Here is a 4,494-nt window from a genome sequence, read left to right as displayed (position 1 = left end):
GATAAATTTTTATCAAAGCAGAATGAATAATTTCCTGAAGTTGTTCTTCCAATGATTTTATCATCTAAATAAATCGGCTCTTCATGTAACAACAAAGGTTGACCTGGTTTACTATCTTTTAATGTAAACATCATCATTCTCTTTTCTAAAGGTTTATCTTTAATTTTTAACAATGCGTTTTTACCTATAAAATTAAAATTTTTTTTATAACTAATAGTAAAATTTAAACCTGCTTGATACTGATTTTCCTCTGGGGAAATGTCATGGCCCCAATGTAAAAAACCACTTTCCATTCTCATTATATCCATTGCATGCATACCGCAATGAGATAAGCCAAAGTTTTTGCCTTCATTAGCTAAAATTTTATATAAATCCAAAGCATCGTCTTTATTCACATATAATTCAAAGCCAAGTTCACCCACATAAGATATTCTTTGCGCCCAAACTGTTACATCCGTTTCAATACCACCATCCTCATTTAGCATGTGAGTATAGGAAGATTTGCCAATTTCATTTTTAATATTAGCTGTACAAATTTTTTGTAAATCGCTATGAACTTTCTCACCTTTTAAATCAAATTTAGAAAAAGTTGAAAAATCAAAAAGTCCGACATTTTTTCTAGCATTTATGGTTTCATGTTTTGCTGATGGATACCAATTTTGATAGTTAAAACTATATTGATATTCTGGTTTTTCTCCATTTAGGGAATACCACATAGGTCTTTCAAACCCTCCCGCTACACCAAAACATGCACCAGCTTTTTTTAATTCTTCGTGATAAGGTAATAATTTTTCATTTCTTGAAGTTTTATGCTGTTTATACGGCCAATGCATACCATATAAATCCCCTAAGGTTTCAGTAACCCTATCCATGATAAATTTTTTAGATGAATGAAGCTTTTGAAATCTTTTTATATCTAAAGAAAATAAATCTTCATTTATATGACCGTTAATCATCCATTCCGCAGTTACTCTTCCTGCTCCTCCAGAACTGGCTATTCCAATACTATTAAAACCACAACAAGTATAAAGGTTTTTTACTTCTGGTGTTTCCCCAAGTAAATATTGGGTATCAGGTGTAAACGACTCGGGTCCTGAAAAAAACTTTCTTATACCTGCGTTTTCTAACATTGGGAGTCTATGAAAAGATTTCTCAAGGTAAGGTTCAAAATGATCAAAATCATCTGGAAATTCTCCAAATGAGAAATCATCAGGAACTTTTCCACTATTTTTAAATGCAGGTTTTGCATTAGGTTCGAAAATTCCAACTAACATTTTTCCAACATCTTCTTTTAAGTATAGACATGCATTGTAATCCCTCAAAACAGGTAAATCTTTTGGAAGATCTTTCATTGGTTCTGTGATTACATAGAAGTGCTCATTAGGATATAGCGGAACACTAACACCAATATCTTCTCCAATTTGTCTAGACCACATTCCTGTAGCTAAAACAACATATTCGCAATCAATTTTTCCTTGAGAAGTTTCAACACCATATATTCTTTTATTTTTTACTAAAATTTTTTTTACTGGTGATTTCTCAAATATTTTAACACCTAACATTTTAGCAGCTTTAGCCAATACATTTGTAACTCCAACAGGATCGGCCTGACCGTCTTTTGGCATATAAACTCCACCTACTAAATCTTCGTTTTTTACTACTGGATATAATTCTTTTATTCTCTCTTTATTTAAAACCTCTACCTCAACATTAGATAGTTGTGCAGTTGTAGCTTGCCTTAACAACTCCTGCATCCTTTCTTTAGATGATGCAACTGTTATTGCTCCATTCTGTTTAAGACCAGTTGATAAACCTGTTGTTTTTTCTAGCTCTTTGTAAAGATCTAAAGAATATTTTCTTAATTTAGTAATAGTAGAAGTGGCTCCTAATTGACCTATTAATCCTGCAGCATGCCAAGTAGTTCCAGAAGTAAGTTGGTCTCTTTCTAATAAAACTATATCTTTCCATCCAAATTTAGCTAAATGGTAAGCACAAGAAGTGCCAGCTACACCGCCACCAATTATAACTACCTTTGCGCTTGAAGGATAGTTTTTTTCCATTTCTAATGTTTGATAGCTTCTCCAGGTTCTACAAAATTATGCCCAAAGACATCAGCAACTGCTTTGTAAGTTACTTGACCTTTATGAACATTTAACCCTGCTAAAAAGTTTTTATCTTCACTTAATGCTTTTTGATAACCTTTATTAGCAAGTTTAACTAAGAAAGGTAAGGTTGCGTTATTTAATGCTAACGTTGATGTTCTGGGTACACCACCTGGCATATTTGCTACACAATAATGAACTACATCGTCAACTATATAAGTTGGATTACCATGTGTTGTGGGTTTGCTGGTTTCCACACATCCTCCTTGATCTATAGCAACATCAACAATTACAGATCCTCTTTTCATTGTTTTAATCATTTCTTTAGTAATTAATTTTGGTGCTTCTGCTCCTGGAATTAATACACCACCAACTAAAAGATCTGCCTCAGCAACTAATTTATCTAAATCGGTTTTATCACTTTGTTCTGGAATAATTTTATCTCCAAACATTTCAACAAGTTGTTTTAATCTAGCTTCAGATTTATCTACAATATGAACTTTTGCCTGCATACCAGTTGCAATCACTGCAGCATTTTCTCCAACAACTCCTCCACCTAATATAACTACCGTTCCACCTGTTACACCTGGTGCGCCCCCTAATAGCAAACCTCTACCACTTTGATTTTTCTCTAAACAGTGAGCTCCAGCTTGTACAGACATTCTTCCTGCAACAGCACTCATAGGTGCAAGTAAAGGTAGTCTTCCATTATCATCTGTAACTGTTTCGTAAGCGATATTAATACTTTTAGATTTTATTAATCCTTCAGTTAATTCTTTTGCAGCGGCTAAATGTAGATAGGTATATACAATTTGATTTTCTCTAATCATATCAACTTCTACTTTTTGAGGCTCTTTTACTTTAACAATTATTTCTGCATCATTAAAAATGTCAGCTGCAGTATCGGCAATTTTAGCACCAGCTTTTATATATTGATCATTCTCAAAACCAGCTTCAAATCCACCATTGTTTTCAATTAAAACTTCATGACCTTCAGAAACTAAAGTTTTAACACTATCTGGTGTTAAACCAATTCTATTTTCTTGTGGTTTTATTTCTTTGGGAACTCCAATTTTCATAAACGAAAATTAATTCTTTTTACTTTTTGCGTAATTTGTTATTCCAGTTCGAAGTTTTTCAATAATTTCATCAATGTGTTTTTTTTCACAAATAAACATTGGAGCAATGATTAAACAATCACCTGTAGCTTTAAAATTTACTCCAGCTTCATAGCAATGTTTGAAACAAGTAAATCCAGCAGCACCTGGTTTTTTGTCCATAACAATATCAATTCCACCCATCATTCCGTATCCTCTGATGTTATCAACAACATCAATATCTTTTAGAGACATTAATCCTTCTTGAAAATAAGGTGCTAAATTTTTAGCTCTATTAAAAATATCATCTTTTTCAATAATATCTTGAACTGCCAATCCAGCAGCTACCGAAATTGGAATTCCAGAATAAGTATATCCATGGAATAATTCAATTGTTCCCTTAGGAGCGTTTTCTGCGATAGCATCATAAATATCTTCTTTACATGCAACAACTCCCATCGGGCTAATTCCGTTTGTAGTAGCTTTTGCCATTGTCATCATGTCTGGAGTTACTCCATACTCTTGAGATGCAAATGGAGATCCGGTTCTACCCCATCCTGTAATTACTTCATCAAAAATTAAAAGTATTCCATGCTTATCACAAATCTCTCTTAATCTTTGTAGATATCCTTTTGGTGGAACTAATGTACCGGTTGATCCTGCAATAGGTTCAACAATACAAGCTGCTATATTTTCTGCTCCAAAATTCATACAAATTCTTTCTAAATCTTCTGCTAATTCGACACCTGTTTCTGGTTGACCACTTACAAATTTATGTTCTGGTAAATGTGTATGTCGCATATGAACAACACCTGGCATTAAAACACTTGCAAAAGTTTTAACATTATTAACCATACCTCCAACAGAAGTCGCACCAATATTCATTCCATGGTAACCTCTTTCTCTACCAACAAATCTAAATCTTTGACTATCGCCTCTTGCTCTATGATAAGCGATTGCAATTTTAATTGCAGTTTCAACAGCAGTTGAACCACAAATAGTATAAAACATTCTATTCAAATTTCCTGGGGTATGTTTTGAAATCCTAGTCGCTAATTCAAATGATCCACCAAAACCTTGTTGGAAAGGTTGGCAATAATCTAAAGTTTTTAATTGGTTTGTTATTGCTTCAATAATTTCTTCTCTACCATGACCTAAAGGATTACAAAATAATCCAGAGCTTGCATCTATTTGAGTTTGGCCTTGATGATTTTTTAAATACACACCTTTAGCTTCAACAATTAATCTTGGGTTCTCTTTAAAATCTTTGTTAGATGTAAATGGCATCCAGTGCT

At 33.2% G+C, this 4,494-nt stretch carries 3 protein-coding genes; all 3 read right to left on the bottom strand.

The features are described 5' to 3' along the window. A partial coding sequence (locus ACTTBL_RS06755; protein WP_440644152.1) for an FAD-dependent oxidoreductase occupies positions 1-2,060 on the bottom strand: 2,060 nt, incomplete at its 3' end. Between the two features lie 2 nt (positions 2,061-2,062). After that, positions 2,063-3,181, bottom strand: a complete 1,119-nt coding sequence (gene ald / locus ACTTBL_RS06750) for an alanine dehydrogenase (RefSeq protein WP_440644151.1) — start codon at positions 3,179-3,181, stop codon at positions 2,063-2,065. 9 nt (positions 3,182-3,190) lie between these two features. Next, positions 3,191-4,494 (bottom strand): aminotransferase class III-fold pyridoxal phosphate-dependent enzyme (locus tag ACTTBL_RS06745; RefSeq protein ID WP_440644150.1); only part of this gene is annotated, 1,304 nt, incomplete at its 5' end.

The sequence above is a fragment of the Candidatus Pelagibacter sp. HIMB123 genome (assembly GCF_052048195.1).
Classification (GTDB): domain Bacteria; phylum Pseudomonadota; class Alphaproteobacteria; order Pelagibacterales; family Pelagibacteraceae; genus Pelagibacter.
Note: the sequence above shows the minus strand (reverse complement) of the source record. Positions and strands in the feature narration are given on the sequence as shown.